We start from the raw sequence: 24,160 nt of genomic DNA, 5'->3' as shown, positions 1-24,160 counted from the left end.
AAACGGAGCGGCAAGGTGCTCCATTTTACCGGCATTTACTATTTGTACAAGGTTGATTTATTTGCCTTCAAGTGCGGCGATCGCCGCCGCCACGCCCGCACCGTAGGCCGGATCTGCCTGCGTACAGTTATGGATATGGCGTTCCTGCACCGGCTTCGATACACCATGGATGGCGCGCGCCGTGTTCTCGAACAGCAGCTGCTTCTTCTCGGCGGTCAGGAGGCGGAACAGATTGCCCGGCTGCGAGTAGTAGTCGGTGTCGACGCGGTGATCCCAGTGGCCGGCCGCTCCTTCCAGCGACAGCGGCGGTTCGGCGAACTGCGGCTGCTGCAGCCACTCTCCACGGCTGTTCGGCTCATACGACGTGCCGGCGCCGTGATTGCCGTCGGTGCGCATGGCGCCGTCGCGATGGTAGCTGTGGAACGGGCACTTGGGCGCATTGACCGGAATCGCATGGTGATTCACGCCCAGGCGGTAGCGCGCTGCGTCGCCGTACGAGAACAGGCGCGATTGCAGCATCTTGTCCGGCGAGAAGCTCACGCCCGGCACCACGTTGGCCGGCGAGAAGGCCGACTGCTCGACTTCCGCGAAGTAGTTCTCCGGATTGCGGTTCAGTTCCAGCAGGCCGACGTCGATCAGCGGATAGTCCTTGTGCGGCCAGATCTTGGTCAGGTCGAACGGGTTGTACGGCACCTTGGATGCTTCGTTCTCCGGCATGATCTGCACCGCCAGCTTCCAGCGCGGGAAGTCCTTGCTCTCGATGGCGTCGAACAGATCGCGCTGCGAGCTTTCGCGGTCGCGGCCCACCACCTCGGTGGCTTCGGCGTCGCTGAAGTTCTGGATGCCCTGCTGGCAGACGAAGTGGAACTTCACCCAGAAGCGCTCGTTCTGCGGGCTGATGAAGCTGAAGGTATGGCTGCCGAAACCGTGCATGTGGCGGTAGCCTTTCGGGATGCCGCGATCGCTCATGACGATGGTGATCTGGTGCAGCGCTTCCGGCAGCAGGGTCCAGAAGTCCCAGTTGTTTTCAGGGCTGCGCAGATTGGTCTTCGGGTCGCGCTTGACGACGTGGTTCAGGTCCGGGAACTTGAGCGGATCGCGGAAGAAGAACACCGGCGTGTTGTTGCCGACCACGTCCCAGTTGCCTTGCTCGGTGTAGAACTTGACGGCGAAGCCGCGGATATCGCGCTCGGCATCGGCGGCGCCGCGTTCACCGGCCACGGTGGAGAAGCGCATGAAGATGTCGGTCTTCTTGCCGATCTCGGAGAACAGTGCGGCGCGCGTGTACTTGCTGATGTCGTGGGTGACGGTGAAGGTGCCGAAGGCGCCGGAGCCCTTGGCGTGCATACGGCGTTCCGGGATCACCTCGCGCGCGAAGTGGGCCAGCTTTTCCAGGTGCCACACATCTTGCAGCAGGACCGGGCCGTGCGGGCCGGCGGTCTGGGTGTTTTGGTTATCGACGACCGGCGCGCCGGCTGCGGTAGTGAGGTTCTTCATGAAACTTCCTTCAACAGTTTTGAGGGTGAATGGAAACTTCCAGCATAACGAACACATTGCTCTTGCACAGCTCCCTTAGGAGAGAGCCCCAAAACAAAAACGCCCGACTGTTGAGCCGGGCGTTCGATACTACCTGATGTCGCGGAAAACTGCCGCGTATTACAGCGTATTACTTGGTAGGGTAGACGATGTCTGCACGACGGTTTTGTGCGCGGGCTGCGTCGTCGCTGCCGGTGGCTTTTTCTTTACCGTAGCTGATGGCTTCCATCTGGGTGTCTTTCACGCCTTGTACTTTCAGGGCGGTGATGACGGCTTGTGCGCGCTTCTGGCCCAGGGCCAGGTTGTATTCTGCGCCGCCGCGTTCGTCGGTGTTGCCTTCGACTTTGATCGACACGTTAGGGTTAGCCGACAGGAATTTGCCGTGGTCTGCTACCAGAGCGGTGAACTCAGGCTTGACGGTGTACTTGTCGAAGTCGAAGAAAACGCTGCGGTTTTTGTAGATCGAGCTGTTTGGGTCCAGGTAGGCTGGCAGGGACACGGCGACTGGCGCGGCCACTGGTGCCGGTGCCGGTGCGGCCGGTGCGGCTTTGACTGGCTCTGGAGCCGGTGCTGGGGCGACGACTGGGGCTGGGGTGCTGCAAGCGCTCAGAACAGCCAGCGCGCAGGCTGCCAGCAGAATTTTTTGTTGTGCTTTCATTGTAATGCTCCCGAATTGGTTTTTGGACATGCATTGGGTGTGAGGCTAGCTATTCCAGCCGCGAGCGACATTATATAAGGGTTTCCCTCAGAAAAATTGACTTACTGCATTATTTTTTTATCCAAGGGGCAAACGGGGCCAAATCCTTGCCCGCCTCGACGTACCAGGCGCGGCGGGCGATGTCGAACTGGGCGCCCAGCGCCTTGACCTGGTCCTTTTCCTGATAGCTGGCGACGAGGTACTGGCGCGACGGCGCGGCGGCCGGCCTGGCCTCATTGCGGACGATGGCGGCATCGGCCGCGGCGGCCGATTTGGGCAGGCGCATTTGCGCGATGAAGGCGCTGCGCAGCGAGGCGTCTGCCGGCGAGAGCAGCGTCAGGCGCGCGCGGGCGCGGGTGGCGCCGACGTAGAACAGGTTTTCTTCCTCGGCCCTGGATTGCGTCGGATGCGGGAATTCGTCGGACTGTAGGAAGGGCAGGATCACGTGGTCGAACTCCTTGCCCTTGGCGTTGGCCACGCATTCGATCAGCACCGCCTTGCGTTCACGCTTGCGGCGCACGAAGGCTTCGCGCGCGTTCATCGCGGCCCAGAATTCGGCCAGGGTTTGCCCCGAGGCGGCCGCCGCTTCCAGCAGACCTGCCACCGATTTGTTGACCACGCCCGCTTCGTACGGACGCACGAAGATGCGGCGCGCGGTCGCCACCAGCTTCACGCGTTCGCACACTTCGGTCAGCACGGCCGCCGCCGGCGTGGCCGGGTCTACGCTGGACAGCCAGCCGATGGTGTCGATGACGGCCTTCTTGGTGGCCGTGCTGGCGACATCGCGGTAGTTGAGCTCTTCGCCGTCGCGCTGCTCGTCTTCGATCAGGAACAGCTCACCCAGCAGCGCCGGATCCTTGACGATTTGCGCCTTCAGGTTGTCCAGGCGGCGCGTCGAGAAACGCATCTCGCTGAAAGCGATCATGGCGTCGACCACGGCGCCGCGCACTTGCTCCGACTTGACGGCGGCGAAGTCCTTCAGGCCAATCGCCAGCAGGCCGCGCAGGAACAGGATCTCGTCGCGCTGCAGGTAGCCGGCCATGGCGGGCGTGCGGTAGTCGATGTCGGCTTCGATCAGCGCGTTCTCGATGGCCATCGATTGATGGCGGTCGCGTATCAGGATGGCGCAGCCGTCGAGCGGATAGCCGTCGGCCTTCCACTGCTGGACTGCGGCCACGGCCTGCTGCGCGCAGGCGGCGCTGTTGTCGTAGTGGGCCTGGCGGATGTCGGTACGCAGCGGCAGGCTTGATTCCACCGCCTTCTGCTTGAACTCCGCCATCGCATAGGCCAGGTGCGGGCCGTGGCGGTAGGTGGCCGTGAGCGGGTAGCGCACCAGGTTCGGATAGTTCTGGGCGAAGCGGCGGTTCAGGTATTCGTCGCTGGCGCCGAGCTTGGCGTGGATCACCTGGTCCTTGTCGCCAGCGCCGACGAAGTAGCAATGCGGCTTGGAGACCAGCGCGTCGAGGATCTGGAAGGCCGCCTCGTTCAAGTCGTGCAGCTCGTCGCACAGCACGATCCGGTAGTCCGGGAAGTGCTCGGCCAGGCGCGCGCCCGCTTGCAGATTGCTGGCCAGGTCGTAGGTGGCGTCGAACGGGCCGCGGAACACGGCGCCCGCGCCGCCGTCCAGGCGAAGTGTTTCGTATTCGACGGTGGTGAGATAGTCGGTCAGCGGCACGCCCATCAACTCGGCGATTTCTTCAAGGCCCATGTATTCAACATCGGCCGCCAGCGCCATCGTGGCCTTCAGTTGCAGCTGCACGTCGAGGAACTGGGCCAGCGCGATGCTGTGGGTTTGCAGATCGAGGCCTTCCATGCGCCCCGCATGACGCTCGGCGGCGCGGTCGATCGCGGCCAGCGCATAGGCCTTCAACTGGCGCGCTTCGGCGCACTGGCGCAGATTGTCGCCGTCGATGCGGTCCAGCTGCTGGCCGGCGAAATCCTCGAAGGTCAGCACGGCGACGCGATGCGCTTGTGCGGCCGGCACGCCCACGTCCAGCAGGCGCTGACGCAGGACGTCACGCGCTTCCGGCGTGAAGGTCAGCGCCAGGATCTGTTCCGGCGGCAGCTTGCGCGCCAGCGCCTCGCCGATGCGGATCGCCAGCGTGGTGGTTTTGGCGGCGCCGGCGTTGGCGTCCACCAGCACGACCTTGTTCCTGGCCAGCTGGATAGCGGTCTGCTCGGGTGTCGGGATCAGGCCTTGCGGGGTGAAGCGGGGAGGGTTGGCATCGTTCATCCGTCACATTATAGCGACCGGCACGCGCGGGCCGGTGGCGGATGCTGTTTCCAGCGTGGGCGCATGCGTCAACGGGTGCAGGCGCGCGGTGGCGCCTTCGATGAACTGGGCGCTGAAGACGCGCCGTTCGACCTGGCTTTCGTGGCTGTCGATGACGGCGCACAGCAGGCTGGCGGCGGCGCACGCCATCTTCGGCATGGGCTGGCGCAGCGTGGTCAGGTTGTAGCTGAGCCAGTTGGACGGCTCGACGGCGTCGAAGCCGGCCACCGACAACTGGCCCGGCACGTCGATGCCCAGCTCATGGCGGGCGCAATCGAGGCAGCCGATGGCCATCACGTCGCTGCCGCAGATGATGGCGTCCGGGACGCCGCCCATTTGCGCGATCAGCGCTTTGAGGCCGGCGGCGCCGCTGTTGTAGTCGTACTCGCCCGGCACCACCACCGGCGGCGGCAGGCCCAGTTCGGCCAGCCGTTCGACGGCGCCGCGACGGCGCTCGTTGGCGACGGTGGAATCCTCGGTGCCGGCGATGATGCCGAAGCGCCGATGGCCGGCGGCGGCCAGGCGCGACACCAGCATGCGGCCCGCTTCCAGATGGTCGCAGGTGACGGTGTTGACCGACTGGTCGCGCAGCGTGCGGTTGAACAGCACCAGCGGCATGCGGCGGCGCTCGAATTCGGCCACGTGTTCGGCGGACAGGCGGGCGGCGGCGATCACGCCGTCGACCTGGAATTGCCAGACATCGGCCAGCACGCGGTCGACATCGGCCTCGCGCGCCAGCGGGAACAGCAGCACGCGCTTGCCCAGGCCGCTCAGTTGCTTGCTCAGTTCTGCCAGCAATTCGGGGTAGTAGAGATTGGCCAGGTTGGTGACCAGCACCGCCACCATGTTGGAGCGGCGCGTAATCAGGCTGCGGGCGGCGGCGTTGGGGATGTAGTCCAGCAGCGCGGCGGCCTTCATCACCCGCGCATGGGTGGACTTGGAGACGCTGGCGCCCGGCTTGAAGCAGCGCGACACCGCCGATTGCGACACGCCGGCCACCAGCGCCACGTCATACGAGGTGACGCGGCGGGCTTCCCGTGCAATGCTGGCTTTGTGTTCGGTGGCGCAGACTTCAATGGTCGGCTTGGATTTGGTCATCGTCTCGTGGCCTGCGTACAGCGGCTTGCATATTTGTCAGTTAATTCAGCATAATCAAAATCTTACTCAATGGCAACAATAATCGATTTTCTCTAAAGAAATATTGAGGCAGGTGTGGTTCGGCTGCAATTTTTCCATGAGGACGGGGTTTTCTGATAACATAACGCCCCTTTATTCACGTGAAGGGTCGACATGGCCATTGCTTGCGGCGTCGATTTTGGCACGTCAAATTCCACGGTGGGCTGGGTGCGTCCCGGACATCCGGTGATGTTGGGACTGGAAGAGGGCAAGACCACCTTGCCGTCGGTGGTTTTCTTCAACGCCGAGGACGAAGAAGTTACCTTCGGACGTGCAGCGCTGGCCGAATATCTGGCCGGCTACGAGGGGCGCCTGATGCGCTCCATGAAAAGTTTGCTCGGTACCAGCCTGATCGACGGCCAGACCGAGGTGGGCGGCCGCGCGCTGCCGTTCCGCGCCTTGCTGGCGCAGTTCATCGGCGAGGTCAAACGCCGCGCTGAACAATCGGCCGGGCGCCAGTTCACGTCGGCCGTGTTCGGCCGTCCCGTGCATTTCATCGATGACAGCAAGGAAAACGACCAGCTGGCCGAGGATACCCTAGCCGAGGTGGCCCGTTCCGTCGGCTTCAAGGATATCGCTTTCCAGTTTGAACCGATCGCTGCGGCGTTCGACTACGAGTCGCAAATCGACCGCGAAGAGCTGGTGCTGATCGCCGACATCGGCGGCGGTACGTCGGACTTTTCGCTGGTGCGCCTGTCGCCCGAGCGGGCGAAGAAGGCCGAGCGCCGCGACGACATCCTGGCCAACGGCGGTGTGCACATCGGCGGTACCGATTTCGATAAATACCTGAGCCTGTCTTCTGTGATGCCGCTGCTGGGCTACGGCAGCCGCCTGCGCAACAACAGCGAAGTGCCGTCCAGTTACTTCTTCAACCTGGCGACCTGGCACACCATCAACCAGGCTTACACCAAGAAGATGTGGACCCAGCTGTCCGACCTGCTGCGCGATGCGGCGGAGCAGGAAAAGCTCGGCCGTCTGCAAAAGCTGATCGACCAGCGCGCCGGCCACTGGCTGGCGATGAAGGTGGAAGAGGGCAAGATCGCTCTGTCCGATGCCGCCAAGGTGCAGCTGTCGCTGGAGCGCCTGTCGCCGGCGGTGACGCTGGAGCTGGACCGCGCGCAGTTTGATGACGCCATCGGCCACCTGGTCGGCTCGGTGGAGAACACCGTGCTGTCGCTGCTGCGCGACGCGGGTGTGTCGCCTGCCGATGTGGACACGGTGTTCTTCACCGGCGGTTCCAGCGGCGTGCGCATGCTGCGCGAACGCATCGGCGCGCTGGTGCCATCCGCGCGCAAGGTCGAAGGCGATCTGTTCGGCAGCATCGGCGCCGGGCTGGCGCTGGATGCCGTCCGCAAGTTCGGCTAAATAAAAGGGAACATCATGCTCGACCAACCTATCGTCATGCTCGACTTCGAGACCACCGGCCTGTCGCCCGACATGGGCGACCGCATCACCGAGGTGGCGGCCTTGCGCATCGTCGGCGGCAAGGTGGTCGAGCGCTATGTTTCCCTGATCAACTGCAATGTGCGGATACCGTCGTTCATCACCGGCCTGACCGGCATCACGCAGGCTATGGTGGACGGTGCGCCGCCGGTGTCGCAGGTGGTGCCGGAGCTGCTGGACTTCATCGGCGGTGACGCCTTGTCGGCCCACAACGCCAGCTTCGATGACAAATTCCTGCGCGCCGAGGCGGCGCGGCTGGGTCTTACGCCCGGCTATCAATCGCTGGTGTGTTCGCTGAAATTGTCGCGCCGCGTGTTTCCCAATTTGTCGAGCTACAAGCTGGGCAATCTGTCCGGCGAGCTGGGCATTCGCTTCAAGAGCGCGGCCCACAGGGCCGAGTCCGATGCGGAAGTGGCGGCCGAGGTGCTGATACATATCGGCAAGCACATCGGTTCGACCTATGGCATCGCCGGCGTCGATCCGTCGCTGCTGGTGGCGATCAACAAGCTGGCCGCCGCCAAGGTGCACCAGTTCCTCGAAAAACAAAAAGTACGCTAAAAATGCGCGGCTCGCATTACAATACCCGCACTGATGCATCGTTAGTTGGTATTTCGTGAACATACGCCGCAACTTCTTCCATGTACTGCTGTCGCTTCTGCTGGTGTTCTCCCAGCAGATGGGGTACGCGCACGCGCTGTCGCACACTGCGGCCGCGACCGGCATCGTGCAGGCGGCCGAGCAGGCGGATGATGAGGTTAGCACCAGCATTACCAAGCTGGGCCTGGATCACAGTTGCGCGCAATGTATGGCGTTCGCGCAGATCGCCTCGGCGGTGGACAGCCGTTTCCATTCTTTCCCGCTGGCTGCCAATACCTCGGTGGCCGTCGCCTTCACGCCGGTGCCGCTCGATTGCCAGCGCACCATTTGCGGCTTCAGGTCGCGAGCGCCGCCCGTCCTGTCTTGATTGTCTCCCGTTGATCCGTCACCGCTGCCGTTTGAGCAGGGGTGCGGTTTGTCGTAGTCATCTACAGGAATAAAAAATGTTGAAACACAGCGTAATCGCGGCCGCACTGAGCGCCGCCGTGGCAGCCCCACAAGTGTATGCCGCCGATAAAAAAGAACAGAAAGAACTGGCTGAAATCCGCGCGGAAATCCGTCAGATGAAGCAAGCGTATGAAGCCCGCCTGCAAGCCATGGAGCAGCGCTTGCAGCAGGCGCAGACGGACAGCGCAGCCGCCAAGGCGCAGTTGGCTGCGATCAACGCGGGCGCCGGCACCGGCACGCCGGCCTCGGCCGCAACGCCGGTTGTGGCGGACACCGCAGCCCCGGCCGTTGTCGCCGCAGCGCCGGCAGCAGCTGCGCCGGCCGCCGCCGGCAGCGCCAACACCGCCAGCAATCTGTTCAACCCCAACATCTCGATGATCTTGGGCGGCACGCTGCAAAATCTGAAACAGGACCCAGGCCAGTACCGCCTGCAAGGCTTCGCGCCGAGCGGCGGCGAGACCGGTCCCGGCAAGCGCGGCTTCAGCCTCGGCGAATCCGAGCTGACCATGGCCGCCAACATCGATCCGCAATTCGCCGGCCAGCTGACCTTCTCGCTGAGCGGCGAGAACGAAATCTCGGTGGAGGAAGCCTTCATCCAGACCCGCGCCATGACGAACGGACTGAACGTCAAGGCCGGCCGCTTCCTGTCATCGATCGGCTACCTGAACGGCCAGCATGCCCACACCTGGGATTTCGTCGATGCGCCGCTGGCGTATCAAGCCTTCCTCGGCGGCCAGTACAAGCCGGACGGCGTGCAGGCCAAGTGGCTGGCGCCGCTCGACCAGTTCGTCGAGATCGGCGCGGAAGCCGGCAGCGGCAGCGCCTTCCCAGGCAATGACCGCAACAAGAACGGCGCCGGCGCGGTCAGCGTCTTCGCCCACATCGGCGACGACATCGGCGCCTCGTCGAGCTACCGTGCCGGTGTGTCCTACCTGCATACCGGCGCCGACAAGCGCGCGTATGAAGACGACGGCCTGACCAACAACTTCAGCGGCAAATCCAACACCTGGATCGCCGACGCCATCTACAAATGGGCGCCGAACGGCAACCCGGTCAACACCAACTTCAAGCTGCAGGGCGAGTACTTCCGCCGCAAGGAAACCGGTACGCTGAACTACGCGATCGATACCGATGCGGCCGCCAGCGGCGATTACCGCAGCGTGCAGTCGGGCTGGTATCTGCAGGGCGTCTACCAGTTCATGCCGACGTGGCGCGCGGGCTTGCGTTACGACCGTCTGTCGTCCGGTTCGCAGCGGATCGGCCTGATCGACAACGGCACGCTGGCCTGGGCCAACCTGCCTATCCTGGAAGCCTACAATCCTTCGCGCAGCAGCTTCATGATCGATTACAGCCCGTCCGAGTTCTCGCGCCTGCGCCTGCAAGTAGCGCGCGATAAATCGCGTCCTGGCGTCACCGATAACCAGATCTTCCTTCAATACATCATGAGCCTGGGCACGCACGCGGCCCACGCTTTCTAAAGGAGCAGGCATGAAACGCACACTCAAATCCCTGTTGCTCGCAGCAACCCTTATGGCGCTTGGCTCGGCGCATGCCGCCATCAATGTGCTGGCTTGCGAGCCGGAATGGGAAGCGCTGGCCAACGAGCTCGGCGGCGACAAGGTCAAAGTCTCCAGCGCCACCAACGCGCTGCAAGACCCGCACCGCATCGAAGCGCGCCCGAGCCTGATCGCGCGCACCCGCAATGCCAACCTGCTGGTCTGCACCGGACTGGAGCTGGAGGTGGGCTGGCTGCCGGTGCTGATCCAGCAATCGGGCAACAGCAAGATCGCCGCCGGCCAGCCGGGCAACTTCGAAGCGGGCGCCTTCGTGCCGCGTCTCGACGTGCCAAGCAAGGTCGACCGCAGCGAAGGCGATGTGCATGCCGCCGGCAATCCGCACATCCAGCAGAACCCGCACAATATCGCGCTGGTCGGCGTGGCGTTGTCCAAGCGCCTGGCCGAGCTGGACCCGGCCAACGCCGCTTACTATCAGGCTCGCCAGAAAGACTTCGCGGCGCGCTGGGATGCGGCCATGCTCAAGTGGGAGAAGCAGGCGGCGCCGCTGAAAGGCGTGGCCGTGGTCGAGCACCACAAGAACATGGAGTACCTGATGGGCTGGCTGGGCTTGCGCCAGGTCGGCACACTGGAGCCCAAGCCGGGCGTGGAGCCGAGCGCTGCGCATCTGTCGGAACTGCTGTCGCAGTTGCAGCGGGCGCCGGCCAGGATGGTGATACGCGCGGCCTACCAGGACGGCCGCGCTTCGCAATGGCTGTCCGAACATGCGAAGATTCCTGCCGTCGTGCTGCCGTTCTCGGTGGGTGGCGACGACAAGAGTAAAGACCTGTTCGGCCTGTTCGACTCGACTGTACAACGCCTGGTGGATGCCAATAAATGAATGCTGAATCGCTCGATCTGATGATCATCCTGCCGGCGCTGCTGGCAGGTCTGTTGGTGCTGCTGACCCACGTGCCCCTGGGCGCGCAGGTGCTGAAACGCGGCATCGTGTTTATCGATCTGGCGATTGCACAGATTGCCGCGCTGGGCGTCATCATTGCCGGCGCGGCTGAGCTGGATCCGCAAAGCTGGGCGGTGCAAGCCGCCGCCGCGGCCGCCGCCGTGCTTGGCGCGCTGCTGCTGACGTGGACCGAGAAACGCTGGCCGGAAGTGCAGGAAGCGCAGATCGGCGTGATGTTCATCCTGGCCGCGACGGCGGGGCTGCTGCTGGTGGCCCACAATCCGCACGGCGGCGAGCATTTACAGGATTTGTTGGCCGGCCAGATTTTATGGGTGCGCTATGAACAGTTGCTGTTGCCGGCCGTCGGCACGGTGCTGATCTGCGGGCTGCTGTATTTCCTGCGCGACCGTCTGAGCCGCCTGGGGTTCTACCTGATCTTTGCGCTGGCCGTGACGGCCTCGGTGCAACTGGTCGGCGTCTACCTGGTGTTCACCAGCCTGATCGTGCCCGGCCTGGCCGTACGTCACTATGTTGGCAAGAAGCGGCTGGTGTTGGCCTATTTGATCGGTGCGGCGGGCTATGCAAGCGGGCTGGTGTTGTCCACGCTGTATGACTTGCCATCCGGCGCATTGATCGTTTGGTGCCTGACGGTATTGGCGATGGGCGTGTACGCGCTCGGCCCCAAGCCCGATCCGTCGCAGCGGGTGGCCCATCACTAAACGATAACATTTCATCATGACTCGTTTGAGCGCGCTCAAACTCAAGCCGGGACTGCGTTTTACACTTTAACCAACATTGCGACGGTGTTGGTCAGAGGTGTACCATGAAAAATCATAGCTCGGCGAGGGCAGGATACGACACCTTTTTATGGTACCGGGAGGCGGCCGAACGCGGCGATCCTTATGCCCAGTTCAATCTGGGCCTGGTCTATAAAAAAGGGCAGGATGTGGCGCGCGACGATGCGCGCGCGTTCTACTGGATGCTCAAGGCGGCCCAGCAGGGGCTGGCCTTTGCCCAGAATCACCTGGGCGTGATGTACTACAACGGCCGCGGCGTCGCCAACAACGACAAGGAAGCCGTGCGCTGGTTCCGCGCCGCAGCCCTGCAGGGCGAAGTATCGGCACAGCAAAATCTCGGACAGATGTATAAAAAAGGGCGCGGCGTGGCGCGCAACGACGAGACCGCCTTGTCGTGGTTTTATCGCGCCTCCGAGCAAGGCGTCGCCAGCGCGCAGACCTTGCTGGGCGAGGCTTATGTGCATGGCCGGGGCGTGCGCCGCAACTATCCACTGGCGCTGGCCTGGTTTCGCAAGGCCGCACTGCAAAACGACGCCAGCGCCCAGCTCAATCTAGGTTTGATGTACCGGAACGGCCACGGCGTGGCGCGCAACGATGCGCAGGCGCTGGCCTGGTACCGGCAAGCCGCCGCCCAGGGCTGCGCTGTGGCCCAGCGCATGGTGGGCGTGGCCTACGCCGAAGGGCTGGGCGTGGCGCCCGACTTGCTGCGCGCTTACGCCTGGCTGCTGCGGGCGGCCGAGCAGGAAGACGCGGATGCACAATTCAATCTCGGCATCATGCTGGCCAACGGCAAGGGCGTGGACCGCGACGACGAACTGGCGTTCACCTGGTATCGCCGTGCGGCCGAGTCCGGCCATGCGCTGGCGCAGTACAACCTTGGCGGCATGTACGCGCGCGGGCGCGGCGTGCCGCGCGACGACCAGCGCGCGCTGGAATGGTACCGGATGGCGGCGGAGCAGGGCGCGCCCAACGCCCAGTTCAATGTCGGCGTGATGTACGCCAACGGTCAGGGCGTCGCCAAGGACGAGGCGCGGGCGGTGGCGTGGTACCGCTGCGCGGCGGAGCAGGGCGACGCCAGCGCGCAAAACAATCTGGGCGTGATGTATGCCCACGGCCTGGGCGTGGCCTGCGACGAGGAAGTGGCCGTGAGCTGGTATCGCCGGGCGGCCGAGCAAGGCCATGCGCTGGCGCAGTTCAACCTGGCCGGCATGTACGGCAGCGGCCGTGGCGTGGCGCGCGACGATCAGGCGTCGTGCATGTGGCTGACGCTGGCGGCGGAAGCCAGCGAACTGACGGTGGCCAGCCAGCGCAAGAAAACCGAACTGGGCTTGACGCCGATGGCGATGGCCGCCGCCGGCGAAGCGGCCCGCCGCTGGCGCGTGGCGCATGCCACGCAGGCGCGGCCTGCATGAGCCTGGGCGGTGCCGTTCGCTGCGCCGCTCAGGCCGGCTGCTGGCGGCGATCCATGAACAGACTGTTGCCGTGGATTTTCTTGGCCTGCTTCTTAGACTCGGCCGCTGCGGTGGCGATCTGGTGATGGGTGTAGTACTGGTGCGGTTCGACGCGGATCGCGCCTATCGACAGGCTCATCAGCGAGTAAAACACTTTCTTTCCCTGCCGGTCTTCGCTGAGGTAGCCGCCACGGTCGCGGTCGTCGATGCTGTAGAAGTCCAGCACATGGCGGCTGAACTCGTCCAGGATGGCGCGGCAGCGCGCTTCCCAATCCTCGCTCTGGAACAGGATCATGAAATCGTCGCCGCCGATGTGGCCGATGAAGTCGCGGTCGGCATCGCTGTGCTCGCTGAGCAGCTTGCCGGTCAGCTGGATGACATCGTCGCCCCGGCGGTAGCCATACACATCGTTGAAGGGCTTGAAGTGGTCGAGGTCGACGTAGCAGACCCAGAACCGTGAGCCGCTTTCCAGCAGCCGGTCGATATGCTCGTTGATCGGCACGTTGCCCGGCAACTGCGTCAGCGGATTGGCGTAGCGCGCGGCGTTGATCTGCATCTGCGTGATCTCGCGCATCAGGTCGTGGCCGGTGCCCATGCCCAGGTAGCGGCCCTGGTCGGTGATGATGAAGCCGTTGAACAGATGGTGGGCGTCGGCCTGCACCATGCGGAAGCTCAGGTCTTGCAGGCTGGTGTCCTTGTCGGCGATCAGCGCGTTGGCGTCCATGAACTGCTTGCAGGATTTTTTGCCGTACAGCTCGCGCTGGTAGGGGCGGGCGAAGTGGTCGATCATGTCGAAGCGGCTGATCAGGCCCAGCGGCACACCATCATCCACCACCGGGATAATCAGCAGCTTGGGCTGCTTGACGAAGATTTCATACACCTCGTTGTTGTTCATGCTGGACGGCACGGCGTCGACCTGGTGCAGCAGCTTGTAGATGCTGGCGCCGTGCTTGTCGCCGGCGCGCTGCGGATACACCGCCACGCCATTGCGGGCCAGCGCCTTGACCACCTCGGCCGGCGCGGCCCGGGCCGGCTGTGCGTGCGGACGGCCCAGGTGGTAGCCCTGGCCGAAGGCGACGCCGACATCGCGCAGCACCAGCAGTTCGGCCTGGGTTTCGATGCCCTCGGCGATGACCAGCGTGTCCGACTTGTCGGCGATTTCCTGGATCGAACGCACGAACTGCAGCTTGACCGGATCGTGGTTGATGCCCTGGATGAAGTGCATATCGATCTTGACGTACTCGGGCCGCAGCTCCGACCACAGCCGCAGACTGGAGAAGCCTTCGCCCAGATCGTCGATGGCGATCTGGAAGCCCATAGTGCGGTAGTGCAGCACCGCCTCGCGCATCAGTTCGTAGTCGTAGGTCGGCTGGTTTTCGGTCAGTTCGATGATGACGCGGTCCGGGTTGATGCCGATCTGGTGGATGTATTCCAGCGTCTCGCCGTGGCGGGCATCGCGCTGCAGCAGGCATTCCGGGCTGACGTTGAGGAACAGCTTGCCCGGCAAATCCAGCTCGGCGAAACGTTCCAGCACCACGCGCCGGCACAGGTGTTCGACCTCCACCGTCAAACCGTTGGCCCGCGCCACCTTGAACAGATTCATTGGCGCATGCAGCGGGCTGTCGGACGGCCCGCGTATCAAGCCTTCGTAGGCGATGATCTCGCCGGTCTGCATGTGCACGATGGGCTGGAACAGCGCGCTGAGCTGGCGGCGGGCCAGGATGTCGTACAGGTGCGCGCGCAACACCGCCTCTTCGTCCTCGGCCGGCGGCTGCAGATAAATGATGTTGGAGTTGAGGACGGGATTCACGATGTACTTGCCAAAAGTCTGTTTAACTGTACGATCCTATAGAGATTTTGTGACCGCTTAATGACTTGTGGAAACAATTTGCGACAAACGGTAAAAAACAGCTCCGTGGATTATTGCCCAGGCGCTACAATCGCAGCTACGTCTTCAAAATCAGGCTACCCATGCATCGTCACACCTTACGCCAGACGCTTTTTCTTCCGCTATTGCTGAGCATGGCGAGCGCCGGCGCCACCGGCATCGCCGTGCAGGTGCAGGATGCCGCCGGCAAGGTACTGCCCGATACCATCATTTATGTCGAATCGGAAAGTGGTCCGGCCACCGGCCGCGCCGCGCCCACGGCGGAGATCGAACAAAAAGGCTTGAAATTCGTGCCTCTGGTCAGCGTGGTCCAGACCGGCGCCAAGGTGTTCTTCCCGAACAACGACAAAGTCCGACACCACATCTACTCATTCTCGCCCGCCCACAAGTTCGACCAGAAGTTGTATTCCGGCCAGTCGGCGGCGCCGCAGGTCTTCGATAAAGCGGGTACCGTTGTACTCGGTTGTAATATCCATGACAAAATGGTGGCGTATGTCAAAGTCGTCGATACGCCGTATTTCGCCAAGACCGATGGCGCCGGCGCCGCCCGCATCGAACTGCCGGCCGGCGGCAAGTACGTGGTCAAGGCCTGGCACTACAACACCGTCGGCGGCGCCACGCCCGAGCAGGTGTTGACCGTCAAGGCGGGCGACGCGTTGGCAACCGCCGTGTTCAAGCTGCCGATGAAACCGCCGGCGGCCGACGACGCGGCGTCGTCCACTCTTTAAGGGATAGTCCGAGCATGCGTATGCGCTTCCGTAGCCTGGAAAGCCGGATCGTCACACTGTTCCTGGTGTTGGTCGTGGCTGTGCAGTTGATCGGCCTGCTGGTGATCCAGCGCGGCATCGACAACAATGCGCGGCTCGCCATCAGCAGCGAGCTCAACAACGGCTCCAAGGTATTCCGCCGCCTGCTGGACCAGAACGCCCAAAGCCTGCGCTTCGGTGCGCGCCTGCTGGCGCGCGACACCGCCTTCGTCGCCGCCATCGGCAACAACGACGAGAGCGACCGCGCCACCATCGAATCGGCGCTGGTCAACAGCGGCCGCCGCATCAAGGCCGCGCTGACGATGCTCATCAGCTCCGAACGCAAGGTCAGCGTATCGACCAACAACAGCCAGGCTGCCGCGCTGGAAAAACAAGTCATCAGCATGCTGGATGCCGCCGAAGCGTCGGACGGCGCCAACGGCATCGCCATCGTCGATCATCGGCCTTACCAGATCGTCGTCATGCCGATCAAGGCGCCGATCACCATCGGCTGGATCGTCATGACTTTCCCGATCGACCGCCAACTGGCGACCGACATGCGCGAGATCAGCTCGCTCGACACCACGGTGCTGACCCGCGATCCGCAAGGCCAATGGCTGTCCGTCGGCTCGACCTTCGGCGGCCTGACCGCGCAATTCGTCATCAACCAGCTGCAAGCCATGCCCGCCGTGCCGGCCGGCCCGTTCGACCTGATGCTGGAATCCGGGAAGTACAGCGCGCGCCTGCTGGCCATCGGCCAGTACGGCGACCAGACCGCCAACGTGCTGCTGGCGCGCTCCATCGACGAGGCGACCGCCGAGTACAGCCGCCTGGAACGCTGGCTGATCGGCCTGACGCTGGGCGGTATCTTCCTGTCGGCGCTGGCCATCGTGTTCACGGCCAAGCGCATCGCGCAGCCGATCAGCCAACTGGCCGACACCGCCAAGCGCCTGGAGCAGGGCGACTACAAAGGCCAGATCGACACCAGCCGCGAAGACGAAATTGGCGCACTGGCGCACGCCTTCGACGCCATGCGCGAAGGGATCGCCAAACGCGAACAGGAAATCCGCCGTCTGGCGTACTGGGACACGCTGACCAATCTGCCGAACCGCGCGCAGTTCGTGCTGCTGCTGGACGACGCCCTGGCCGAAGCGGCCAAGCGCGAGGAATCCGTGTTCGTGCTGATGATGGACCTGGACCGCTTCAAGCACGTCAACGACGTCATGGGCCACAGCTTCGGCGACGCCTTGCTGCGCCAGGTGGCGGGGCGCTTGCAGCTGCTGCTGGCCAACCGCCGCCAATCGTCGGCGCAGGTGGCGCGGCTGGGCGGCGACGAATTCGCCGTGCTGCTGCCGGACTCCGACCTCGATTCCGCACAGCGCATGGCGGCCGAGATCCTGCAGGCGCTGGAGACGCCGCTGTCGCTGGAAGACCAGATGGTCGACATCGGCGCCGGCCTGGGCATCGCTGGCTATCCCGAACACGGCAACCACGGCGAGGCCTTGCTGAGCATGGCCGAGGTGGCGATGTACGCGGCCAAGCAGCGCAACGACGGCGCCGTGGTCTACGACGCGGCCATGGACAAATCCAGCGAGAAGAGCCTGTCGCTGCTGACGGAGCTGCGCAACGCCATCGAGCGCAACGAGTTCCGCCTGCACGTGCAGCCGAAGATCATGCTCGATACCGGCAAGGTGGTGGGCATGGAGTCGCTGGTGCGCTGGGTGCACCCGGAGCGGGGCAATGTGTTCCCCGACGAGTTCATACCGTTCGCCGAGCAGACCGGCTTTATCCGCGTCCTGACGCGCTGGGTGATGGAGAAGTCGGCGGAGCTGTGCCACGAACTGGCGGCCAAGGGTTATCCGTTGAAGGTGTCGGTCAACCTGTCCACGCGCGACCTGCTGGATCAGGACTTGCCGGCCAAGTTTGCCGAGACGCTGGCCCGCCACAAGCTGGCGCCAAGCTCGTTCTGCCTGGAGATCACCGAGAGCGCGATCATGGACGATCCGGTGCGCGCCCAGCACACGCTGGAGCGTCTGAGCGCGATGGGCGTCGATTTGTCGATCGACGATTTCGGCACCGGCTACTCGTCGCTGGCCTACCTGAAACGGCTGCCGGTGAATGAACTCAAGATCGACAAGTCCTTCGTGCTGAACATGGAGAACGATGTCGGCGACACCAAGATCGTCCGCTCGACGATCGACCTTGGCCACAACATGGGCCTGCGCGTGGTGGCGGAGGGCATCGAGAGCGAAGCCGTATGGCGGCTGCTGGCGGAGCTGGGCTGCGACCAGGGCCAGGGCTACTTCATGAGCCGTCCCATCCCCGGCGACCAGTTGATCGCCTGGCTGGAGAAGTGGCGGGCGCCGATCGCCGTCTCCGTGCCGGAGCGCCGCGAAATCGAAATCGACAGCTGAATCCCTGGGGCGCGGCATCGCGTCCAATCCGGGAAATCTGCATTTTGATACGCTGAATCTGCAGTACATCGCATCGCGGACCACATCGTCCGGCAGCCTGTTTATGCTCGCGTGATTCCATTTATTCCAGGAGTCTCCATGCAGCGACTGCTCGCAGCCATCACGATTACTGCCGTGGTTCACGGCCACGTTTGCGCCGCCGAGGCGCCTGGCGCGGAATTCAACCCGGGCGCCTTCAAGCTGCAGCGCGGGCCTGCGAACGAGTTGCTGGTGCTCGGCACGGCCCACCTGTCGCAACTGCCGAAGACCTTCGATCCCGCCAATCTGAGTTTGCTGATGGACCGCCTCGCGAGCTGGCAGCCCAAGGCCATCGCCATCGAAGCGCTATCCGGGCCGCAGTGCGCCTTCCTGCGCGGCTACCGCGAGCGCTACGCCGATACGGTCAAGAGCTATTGTTGGGATCCGGCGCCGGCCGCCATCGCCACCGGCCTCGATGTACCCGGCGCCACCGCGCAAGTGGATCGCCTGCTGGCCGCATGGCCGTCGGCGCCATCGGCAGGCCAGCGCCGCAAGCTGGCGTCGTTGTTCCTGGCGGCCGGCGAACCCGCGTCCGCAACGGTGCAATGGCTGCGCCTACCGGCCGACGAACGGCACGCCGGCGACGGCCTGAATGACCAACTGGTGGAGATCCTCAACGGCCTGCGGGAAAAGCGCAATGAAGATTATCTGATTGCCGCGCAACTGGCCGCCCGTTGCGGGCATGAGCGCGTGTACCCGATGGATGACCACACGTCCGACTTCGATGTCGCCGATGAAAAGGGCTATGGCGAGGCGATCATGAAAGCGTGGAATAACCCGTTTTCGGCAGCCCGCAAACGCGACGACGAGACCTTGCGCGGCGGCCTGGCGACACCGGCCGGCGTGCTGGCGATGTACCGCGCATATAACGCCGGCAGCGCCGCAGAGCGGGTCTTCCGCGCCGACTTCGGCGCGGCGCTGGAAGAGCCGTCGCCCCAGCATTTCGGCCGCAGCTACGTCGGCTACTGGGAAACGCGCAATCTGCGGATGGCGTCCAATATCCGCGAGGCGGTGTCCTTGCGGCCCGGCAGCCGCACCCTGGTCATCGTCGGCGCCTCGCACAAAGGCTATCTGGAATCCTATCTGAACCAGATGCACGACGTGCGCGTCGTCAGCACCGACACCCTGCTGCGCGCCGAATAAAACACGCCGATAACGCTTTCCTATCATTGCTTATTTGTCACAAAGCAAGCTATGATTATCAGCGGCAGCCGTTGTAGCAGCGGTAGCCGTTGAGCCTTGGCGGCGCCGCAACGCGGTTCGCCGCTTCCGAATATTCTTCGATCTTACGGACTTTCGCATGAAGCATTTGAAGCGCGCCGCCCTGGTGGCTGCCGTACTGCTGGCGCACAGCGCCTCCGCCCAAACCTGCGCCGTTGCCGGCCCTGGCGTGACCTATCCCGCCACCCGCACCGTCGACCAGACCGATGACTATCACGGCGTCAAAGTGGCGGACCCTTACCGCTGGCTGGAAGACGCCAACAGCGACGAGACCCACGCCTGGGTCGTCGAACAGAACAAGCTGACGCAGAACTACCTGTCGCAGATTCCCGGCCGCGACGCGATCAAGAGCCGCTTGACCAAGCTGTGGAACTTCGAGCGCTTCAGCGTGCCGTTCAAGGAAGGCGGCCGCTATTTCTACAGCCGTAACGACGGCCTGCAGAATCAATCGGTGCTGTACACGATGAAGACGCTGGCCGACGTGCCACGCCTGCTGCTCGACCCGAACACGCTGGCCGCCGACGGCACTGTGGCGCTGGCCGGCCTGGCGGTGAGCCCGAACGGCAAATACCTCGCCTACAGCACCGCCGCTTCCGGCTCCGACTGGAACGAGATCAAGGTGCGCGATATCGACAGCGGCAAGGACATCGAAGACCACATCAAGTGGGTGAAGTTCTCCAGCACCGCATGGCTGCACGACGGTTCCGGCTTCTTCTACAGCCGCTACGACGAACCGAAGGAAGCGACCAAGCTGGCCGACGTGAACTACTTCCAGAAGCTGTACTTCCACAAGATCGGCACGCCGCAAAGCGCGGACACGCTGGTCTACGACCGCCCGGACCACAAGGACTGGGGCTTCGGCGGCGAAGTCACCGAAGATGGCCGCTTCCTCATCATCACCGCGTCGCAAGGCACGGAGAACAAGAACCGCGTCTACTACAAAGACCTGTCGCGCAAGGACGCCAAGGTGGTGCCGTTGCTGGAGGACTTCGACGCGTCGTATAACTTCATCGGCAATGACGGCCTGGTGTTCTGGTTCCGCACCGAGCGCAATGCGCCGCGCGGCCGCATCGTCGCCATCGACACTCGCAAGCCCGGTGTGCTGAACTGGAAGCAGATCGTGCCGGAGAGCGCCAACACCATGGTGTCCGCATCCGTCGTCAACAACCAGCTGCTGGTGGACTACCTGAGCGACGCCCACAGCCTGGTCAAGGTATTCGACCTGAAAGGCAAGCCGCTGCACGATGTCGAACTGCCTGGCCTGGGTTCGGCCGGCGGCTTCGGCGGCAAGCGCACCGACAGCGAGACCTTCTACTCGTACACCAGCTTCACGACGCCAAGCACCATCTACCGCTACGACCTGAAGTCCAACAAGAGCAGCGTGTATCGCCAGCCCAAGGTGGACTTCGACCCGGCCGCGTTTGAAACCCGCCAAGAGTTCTTCACCAGCCGCGATGGCACCAAGGTACCGATGTTCATCGTGTCGAAAAAAGGCCTGAAGCTGGACGGCAGCAATCCGACTTACCTGTACGGCTACGGCGGCTTCAACGTCTCGCTGACGCCTTCGTTCTCGGTCGCCAACCTGGCGTGGCTGGAAATGGGCGGCGTCTACGTGATGGCCAACCTGCGCGGCGGCGGCGAGTACGGCGAATCGTGGCACGCGGCAGGCACCAAGCTGCAGAAGCAGAACGTGTTCGATGACTTCATCGGCGCGGCCGAATGGCTGATCGCCAACAAGGTGACGTCGCCGGCCAAGCTGTCCATCGGCGGCGGCAGCAACGGCGGCCTGCTGGTCGGCGCGACGATGACGCAACGTCCGGATCTGTTCGCGGCCGCGATTCCGCAAGTGGGCGTGCTGGATATGCTGCGCTTCCACAAGTTCACCATCGGCTGGGCGTGGACTTCGGACTACGGTTCGTCCGACAACGCCGACGAGTTCAAGGCGCTGATCAAGTACTCGCCGCTGCACAACCTGAAGAAGGGCACCTGCTACCCGGCCACCATGATTACCACGGCCGACCATGACGACCGCGTAGTGCCGGCGCACAGCTTCAAGTTCGCCGCCACCGCTCAGGCCGACCAGGGCGGCGCAGCGCCTATCCTGATCCGCATCGACAGCAAGGCCGGCCACGGCGCAGGCAAGCCGACCACCAAGCAGATCGAGGAAGTGGCTGATCGCTGGGGCTTCCTGAGCCGCGCGCTGAAGATGGATGGCGTCGCCGACGCTGTCAAAGCCGCAGGCCAGCAGTGAGGCCCGCGCCGGCCACCGGGCCGCTGCTGCTCGCCATCCTGATGCTGGGCGTGGCGCCAGCGGCGCCGGGGCTGGCAATCGCCGCCGACAGTGCGGCCGCCGTGCCGGCGTCTGCGCCGGCATCGGCGAAGAAGATCGCCGATGCCACGCGCGGCCTGCAATCGCAGCCGGGCTTCATCGACGTCTGGCGCGACACGGACAAGGGCAGGGTGCTGCTCTCCGTGTCGTCGCTGGACCAGCCCTTTCTGCTGCTAAGCTCCTTGCCCTATGCGCTGGGCTCGAACGACGTTGGTCTCGATCGCGGCCAGCCGGGCGAGATGCGCATGGTGCATTTTGAAAAACACGGCGCCCGCCTGTTCCTGGTGCAGGAGAACACCAGCTTCATCGCCGCGTCGGCGGACAAGGACGAACGCGCCGCCGTCACCGAATCGTTCGCCAGCGGCGTGCTGTGGTCTGGCGAGATCGTCGCCAGCGAGGGCGAGCGCCATCTGGTCGATTTCTCCAGCTTCCTGCTGGCCGACCGCCATGGCATCGCCGCGCGACTGGCCGCCGCCAAGCAGGGCGGATATCAGGTCGATGCGGCGCGCAGCGCCGTGCTGGCTGAACAGGCCAAGGCCTTCCCCGACAACGTTGAACTGGAAGCGCTGCTGACCTTTGCAGGCCCCGGACAAGCCGACTACGTGCGCCAGGTGGCCGCAGACGCCAGCAGCCTGTCGCTGCGCCAGCATATCAGCATGGTGCGCCTGCCCGCTGTCGGCGCGCAGGCGGGCGGCTGGCTGCCGCGCAGCTACCATCCGTATTCCGGCGGCTTCGACGTCAACTACTACGACTTCGCCACCCCGCTCGCCAGCAGCATCGACGTGCACTGGCAGGTGCGGCATCGCCTTGAAAAGACCGATCCGTCGGCGGCGGTCAGCACCGTCAAGAAACCCATCGTCTACTACGTCGATCGCGGCGCGCCGGAACCGGTACGCTCGGCCTTGATCGCGGGTGCTTCGTGGTGGGCCAGCGCCTTCGAAAAGGCCGGCTTCAAGGACGCCTACCGCGTCGAGCTGCTGCCTGAAGGCGTGGACGCGATGGACATCCGCTACAACGTGATCCACTGGGTACACCGCGCCACGCGCGGTTGGTCCTACGGGAACGCGCTGACCGATCCGCGCACCGGGCAAATCATCCGTGGCGCCGTCACGCTGGGTTCGCAGCGCGTGCGCCAGGACATCCTGATCGCTGAAAGCCTGCTTGCGCCGTACGGCAAGAACGCCCCGGCCGACAAGCAGAAGCTGGCCGAGGCGATGGCCCTGGCGCGCTTGCGCCAACTGGCCGCGCACGAAGTCGGGCATACACTCGGCTTCGCCCACAACTTCGCCGCCAGCCGCATGGGCAATGGCTCGGTGATGGATTACCCGCACCCCATCCTCAAGCTGGACGCCAAGGGCAACGTCGATATCGCCGATGCCTACGGTGTCGGCGTCGGGCCGTGGGACGACTACATCGTCAAGTACATCTACGGCGACTTCGGCGGCGGCGCGCAGGAACAGGCGGCGTTGGCCAGGCTGCGCGCCGATGCGCGCGCGGCCGGCATGCTGTACTCCAGCGACCAGGATGACCGCTCGCCCAGCTCCAGCCATCCCGACGGCCTGCTGTGGGACTTCGGCCCGGACTCGATCAAGACCTGGGACCAGCTGGGCGCAGTGCGCCAGCGGGCGCTGCAAACCTTCTCGGTCGATGTGCTGCCGGATGCGCGCCAGATCGGTGAGCTGGAAGCGCGGCTGGTGCCAGTCTATCTGCTGCAACGCTATCAGGGCGAGGCCGTTGCGCGCTTGATCGGCGGCGGCGATTTCGACTACACCAGCAGCGGCGACGTCAAAGCCGGCATCGCCAAGGCAGGCGTCAAGGCCACGCCGGCGGCGGTGCAGCGCCAGGCCTTGAGTCGTCTGGTGGACAGCCTGCGCGCCGAGTACCTGGCGCTGCCGGCCGGCGTGCTCGATATCCTGACGCCACCAGCCATGGGCCATGAACGCAGCCGTGAGTACTTCGCCACCCGCATGGATTCGGTGTTCGACGCCTTCTCGATCGCCGAGGCGGGGGCGGCGCAAACGGCCGGCTTCCTGCTCGACCCAGCCCGCATCAACCGTGTCGCATGGCAGCACGCGCGCGACGCGCAGCAGCCGGGCGTGCAGGAGGTGCTAGGACTGCTGCTGCAAAAGACGTGGAAGCGCGAAGCGGTGCCTGCCTCGGTCGCAGGCGGCGAAGCGGTGCAGCTGGCCTCCAACTGGGTAGTGGTCGACGCCACGCTCAACCTGCTCGACGGCGGCAGGCTGCATCCGCAGGTGGCGGCGGAAGTGCGCCAATCCGCGCGCGAGCTGGCGCAATGGCTGCAAAAGAATCCCGGCAAAGGCGTCACCGCCGACAGCCGCAAGCAGGCCGCCGAGCTGATAACGGCCTACCTGAGCGATCCGCGCAGCGTCAAACTGCGCGCCATGCCTGCCATCCCGCCGGGCGCTCCGATCTGATCCGCAAGGCCGGGCGCACCAAAATGACGCCTTATTTCGGTGCGCCCAGCCTTGGTGCAGATTCATGCACAAAATAAAAACACCATGAAATCAAGCACTTAAAATTTGCACCAAATTGGAACGAATATTGCTTTTATCGATACTCGTTGTCAATTTTTGCATTATTTTGGGGAGAGATT

17 protein-coding genes are annotated in these 24,160 nt (G+C 64.1%); 12 read left to right on the top strand and 5 right to left on the bottom strand.

Going from position 1 to position 24,160, the window contains the following annotated elements; genetic code table 11:
- Positions 1-57 precede the first annotated feature (57 nt).
- The 4 genes from GEV02_RS03640 to GEV02_RS03625 all read right to left on the bottom strand — a co-directional run bounded on the left by GEV02_RS03640 (position 58) and on the right by GEV02_RS03625 (position 5,603).
- Positions 58-1,497 (bottom strand): catalase, encoded by a 1,440-nt coding sequence (locus tag GEV02_RS03640; protein ID WP_152836555.1) that lies wholly within the window; start codon positions 1,495-1,497, stop codon positions 58-60.
- Between the two features lie 169 nt (positions 1,498-1,666).
- The gene (locus GEV02_RS03635) at positions 1,667-2,194 is read right to left on the bottom strand and encodes an OmpA family protein (RefSeq protein WP_152836553.1); all 528 of its coding nucleotides are present in this window, start codon (positions 2,192-2,194) and stop codon (positions 1,667-1,669) included.
- A gap of 109 nt (positions 2,195-2,303) precedes the next feature.
- Complete coding sequence (locus GEV02_RS03630) at positions 2,304-4,466, bottom strand: UvrD-helicase domain-containing protein (protein ID WP_152836551.1); 2,163 nt, start codon at positions 4,464-4,466, stop codon at positions 2,304-2,306.
- Between the two features lie 3 nt (positions 4,467-4,469).
- The gene (locus tag GEV02_RS03625) at positions 4,470-5,603 is read right to left on the bottom strand and encodes a LacI family DNA-binding transcriptional regulator (protein ID WP_152836550.1); all 1,134 of its coding nucleotides are present in this window, start codon (positions 5,601-5,603) and stop codon (positions 4,470-4,472) included.
- Positions 5,604-5,795: 192 nt separating this feature from the next.
- Between GEV02_RS03625 and GEV02_RS03620 the strand changes: the two genes are divergently transcribed.
- From GEV02_RS03620 to GEV02_RS03590, 7 genes are all read left to right on the top strand, one after another.
- Complete coding sequence (locus tag GEV02_RS03620; RefSeq protein ID WP_152836548.1) at positions 5,796-7,046, top strand: Hsp70 family protein; 1,251 nt, start codon at positions 5,796-5,798, stop codon at positions 7,044-7,046.
- 15 nt (positions 7,047-7,061) lie between these two features.
- Entirely contained in the window at positions 7,062-7,682 is a 621-nt protein-coding gene (locus GEV02_RS03615) for a 3'-5' exonuclease (RefSeq protein ID WP_070266585.1), read from the top strand.
- A 55-nt stretch (positions 7,683-7,737) separates the two neighbouring features.
- Entirely contained in the window at positions 7,738-8,088 is a 351-nt protein-coding gene (locus GEV02_RS03610; protein WP_328595706.1) for a hypothetical protein, read from the top strand.
- A gap of 76 nt (positions 8,089-8,164) precedes the next feature.
- Positions 8,165-9,646 carry a porin family protein gene (locus GEV02_RS03605; RefSeq protein WP_152836546.1) on the top strand — a complete coding sequence of 494 codons (1,482 nt, stop codon included), beginning with the start codon at positions 8,165-8,167 and terminating at the stop codon, positions 9,644-9,646.
- Positions 9,647-9,656: 10 nt separating this feature from the next.
- Positions 9,657-10,562: a metal ABC transporter substrate-binding protein gene (locus tag GEV02_RS03600; protein WP_152836545.1), complete on the top strand. Its 906-nt coding sequence runs from the start codon at positions 9,657-9,659 to the stop codon at positions 10,560-10,562.
- Positions 10,559-11,341: a metal ABC transporter permease gene (locus tag GEV02_RS03595; protein ID WP_152836543.1), complete on the top strand. Its 783-nt coding sequence runs from the start codon at positions 10,559-10,561 to the stop codon at positions 11,339-11,341. Before GEV02_RS03600 ends, GEV02_RS03595 begins: the two co-directional genes overlap by 4 nt.
- A gap of 104 nt (positions 11,342-11,445) precedes the next feature.
- Complete coding sequence (locus GEV02_RS03590; protein ID WP_152836541.1) at positions 11,446-12,831, top strand: tetratricopeptide repeat protein; 1,386 nt, start codon at positions 11,446-11,448, stop codon at positions 12,829-12,831.
- Between the two features lie 28 nt (positions 12,832-12,859).
- Here GEV02_RS03590 and GEV02_RS03585 read toward each other — a convergent pair whose 3' ends face one another.
- Positions 12,860-14,680 carry a GGDEF domain-containing protein gene (locus GEV02_RS03585; RefSeq protein ID WP_328595705.1) on the bottom strand — a complete coding sequence of 607 codons (1,821 nt, stop codon included), beginning with the start codon at positions 14,678-14,680 and terminating at the stop codon, positions 12,860-12,862.
- Positions 14,681-14,841: 161 nt separating this feature from the next.
- Here GEV02_RS03585 and GEV02_RS03580 point away from each other — a divergent pair, with 161 nt between their 5' ends.
- The 5 genes from GEV02_RS03580 (at position 14,842) to GEV02_RS03560 (ending at position 23,981) form a co-directional block, all read left to right on the top strand.
- On the top strand, positions 14,842-15,486 hold the full coding sequence (locus GEV02_RS03580; protein ID WP_152836540.1) for a methylamine utilization protein: 645 nt from the start codon (positions 14,842-14,844) through the stop codon (positions 15,484-15,486).
- A 14-nt stretch (positions 15,487-15,500) separates the two neighbouring features.
- Positions 15,501-17,918 (top strand): putative bifunctional diguanylate cyclase/phosphodiesterase, encoded by a 2,418-nt coding sequence (locus GEV02_RS03575; protein WP_152836538.1) that lies wholly within the window; start codon positions 15,501-15,503, stop codon positions 17,916-17,918.
- Positions 17,919-18,056: 138 nt separating this feature from the next.
- Entirely contained in the window at positions 18,057-19,139 is a 1,083-nt protein-coding gene (locus tag GEV02_RS03570) for a DUF5694 domain-containing protein (protein WP_152836537.1), read from the top strand.
- Positions 19,140-19,296: 157 nt separating this feature from the next.
- A complete protein-coding gene (locus tag GEV02_RS03565) occupies positions 19,297-21,468 on the top strand; it encodes a prolyl oligopeptidase family serine peptidase (protein ID WP_152836535.1) in 2,172 nt (723 codons plus the stop codon).
- Positions 21,465-23,981, top strand: a complete 2,517-nt coding sequence (locus tag GEV02_RS03560; RefSeq protein WP_328595704.1) for a zinc-dependent metalloprotease — start codon at positions 21,465-21,467, stop codon at positions 23,979-23,981. The genes GEV02_RS03565 and GEV02_RS03560 overlap by 4 nt, the downstream gene beginning before the upstream one ends.
- The last annotated feature ends 179 nt before the right edge of the window (positions 23,982-24,160 follow it).

Source organism: Rugamonas aquatica (assembly GCF_009380215.1).
Lineage (GTDB): Bacteria > Pseudomonadota > Gammaproteobacteria > Burkholderiales > Burkholderiaceae_D > Rugamonas > Rugamonas aquatica_B.
The sequence above is the reverse complement of the archived record's forward strand: the minus strand, read 5'-3'. Positions and strand labels throughout refer to the sequence as shown.

Excerpts from the sequence above, each read along its gene's own strand:
- GEV02_RS03640 (WP_152836555.1), bottom strand. The coding sequence starts at position 1,497 with ATGAAGAACCTCACTACCGCAGCCGGCGCGCCGGTCGTCGATAACCAA.
- GEV02_RS03600 (WP_152836545.1), top strand. The coding sequence starts at position 9,657 with ATGAAACGCACACTCAAATCCCTGTTGCTCGCAGCAACCCTTATGGCG.
- GEV02_RS03615 (WP_070266585.1), top strand. The coding sequence starts at position 7,062 with ATGCTCGACCAACCTATCGTCATGCTCGACTTCGAGACCACCGGCCTG.
- GEV02_RS03620 (WP_152836548.1), top strand. The coding sequence starts at position 5,796 with ATGGCCATTGCTTGCGGCGTCGATTTTGGCACGTCAAATTCCACGGTG.
- GEV02_RS03605 (WP_152836546.1), top strand. The coding sequence starts at position 8,165 with ATGTTGAAACACAGCGTAATCGCGGCCGCACTGAGCGCCGCCGTGGCA.
- GEV02_RS03590 (WP_152836541.1), top strand. The coding sequence starts at position 11,446 with ATGAAAAATCATAGCTCGGCGAGGGCAGGATACGACACCTTTTTATGG.
- GEV02_RS03630 (WP_152836551.1), bottom strand. The coding sequence starts at position 4,466 with ATGAACGATGCCAACCCTCCCCGCTTCACCCCGCAAGGCCTGATCCCG.
- GEV02_RS03635 (WP_152836553.1), bottom strand. The coding sequence starts at position 2,194 with ATGAAAGCACAACAAAAAATTCTGCTGGCAGCCTGCGCGCTGGCTGTT.
- GEV02_RS03580 (WP_152836540.1), top strand. The coding sequence starts at position 14,842 with ATGCATCGTCACACCTTACGCCAGACGCTTTTTCTTCCGCTATTGCTG.
- GEV02_RS03625 (WP_152836550.1), bottom strand. The coding sequence starts at position 5,603 with ATGACCAAATCCAAGCCGACCATTGAAGTCTGCGCCACCGAACACAAA.
- GEV02_RS03570 (WP_152836537.1), top strand. The coding sequence starts at position 18,057 with ATGCAGCGACTGCTCGCAGCCATCACGATTACTGCCGTGGTTCACGGC.
- GEV02_RS03575 (WP_152836538.1), top strand. The coding sequence starts at position 15,501 with ATGCGTATGCGCTTCCGTAGCCTGGAAAGCCGGATCGTCACACTGTTC.
- GEV02_RS03565 (WP_152836535.1), top strand. The coding sequence starts at position 19,297 with ATGAAGCATTTGAAGCGCGCCGCCCTGGTGGCTGCCGTACTGCTGGCG.
- GEV02_RS03595 (WP_152836543.1), top strand. The coding sequence starts at position 10,559 with ATGAATGCTGAATCGCTCGATCTGATGATCATCCTGCCGGCGCTGCTG.